The following is a 1,481-nucleotide window of genomic DNA, read 5'->3' on the forward strand; positions in this document are numbered from 1 at the left end:
TGTTAGAAACCATTTAAAGTGTCTGTATTCTCACCAATAAAAATGTCTGGTCTATGATGCGCATCAACATCATGGACTGGATATGAATCGAGATGCTGATCACTATGTCTGACAAGGAAATACAACGTATTGCAGTGCTGCAAGATGTTCGAGATCGACGTATTACACAAGTCCGTGCTGCTGAAATTCTGAATCTTTCAACCCGTCAAATTACCCGGTTATTGCAGAAGCTAAAGCAAGATGGTGTTTCAGGCCTGACACATGCCAGTCGTGGTCAACCTGGCCATCGTCGCCATGACGACTTGTTAAAATCAAAATGCCTTTCTATTATTTCTGAACATCTGCTGGGCTTTGGCCCAACCTTGGCGCATGAGAAGCTGATGAGCATGTTTGGTCTGAATATTCCTGTGGAAACGGTTCGTCGCTGGATGACTGCCAATGAACTCTGGATTCCGCGATCCAAGCGCCTGAAACGTCCATATCAGCCTCGATATAACCGGGATTGCTTCGGTGAGTTGATCCAAATTGATGGTTCATATCATGACTGGTTTGAAGGACGAGCCGCCAAATGCTGTTTGCTGGTTTATATCGATGACGCGACTGGAAAGCTGTTGCATCTGCGCTTTTGTGAGGCTGAAACCACCTTTGACTATATGCTTTCGACCAGAGCCTACATTGAGCAATACGGCAAGCCGCTGGCCTTTTATAGTGACAAACATTCGGTATTCAGAGTGAACCAGAAATCCAGTCAGGACAGCCAGATCACGCAATTTGGCCGGATTCTGAATGAGTTAAACATTGATATTATCTTTGCCAACTCACCACAGGCTAAAGGTCGTGTGGAACGTGCCAACAGGACACTTCAGGATCGTCTCATCAAGGAGATGCGTCTGGAAGGCATCAGTTCGATTGCCGAAGCCAATGCCTGGCTACCCTGCTTTATTGAACACTTCAATCAGAAGTTCGCCAAATGTGCGAGAAATACAAAGAATTTACATCGGCCATTAACGGAATCTCATCTTGCACTGGATGACATTTTTACCTGGCAGGAACCGCGTAAGGTCACAAAGAACCTGACCATCACTTATGACAAATGTATTTATATGCTTGAGCCAACAGTACTGAATCATAAGCTGGTTGGGCAATACATTTCATTTCTGGAGTACCCAGATGGCACTGTGGCCATCTTACATGAAGGACGGAAGATCAACTATAGCGTCTTCAATAAACTGGCTGGACTACAGCAAAATGCAGTGGTTGAGAATAAACGATTAGGCTCGGTTCTGGCCCATATCCAGCAACAGCATGAAGAGTTGGAAAAACAGAATAAACGTTCCCGTCTCAAGAAAAGTATGCCGAGTCGTAAAGCTCAGAAAGCCATCATTGAACAAAGGAATTTAAATCCTGTTCTTGACTCTTGCAGTTAAAAACTGGACATTTTAAATGGTTTATTACATAGACATTTTAATTGGTGAATAACA

At 43.9% G+C, this 1,481-nt stretch carries 1 protein-coding gene; it reads left to right on the top strand.

Annotated features, from left to right (window positions below; all coding sequences use genetic code 11):
* The first annotated feature begins 92 nt into the window (after nt 1-92).
* Nucleotides 93-1,427, top strand: a complete 1,335-nt coding sequence (locus ACPUEY_RS13995) for an ISNCY family transposase (protein ID WP_425122454.1) — start codon at nt 93-95, stop codon at nt 1,425-1,427.
* The last annotated feature ends 54 nt before the right edge of the window (nt 1,428-1,481 follow it).

It is taken from the genome of Acinetobacter sp. G11 (assembly GCF_049808495.1).
Lineage (GTDB): Bacteria > Pseudomonadota > Gammaproteobacteria > Pseudomonadales > Moraxellaceae > Acinetobacter > Acinetobacter kookii.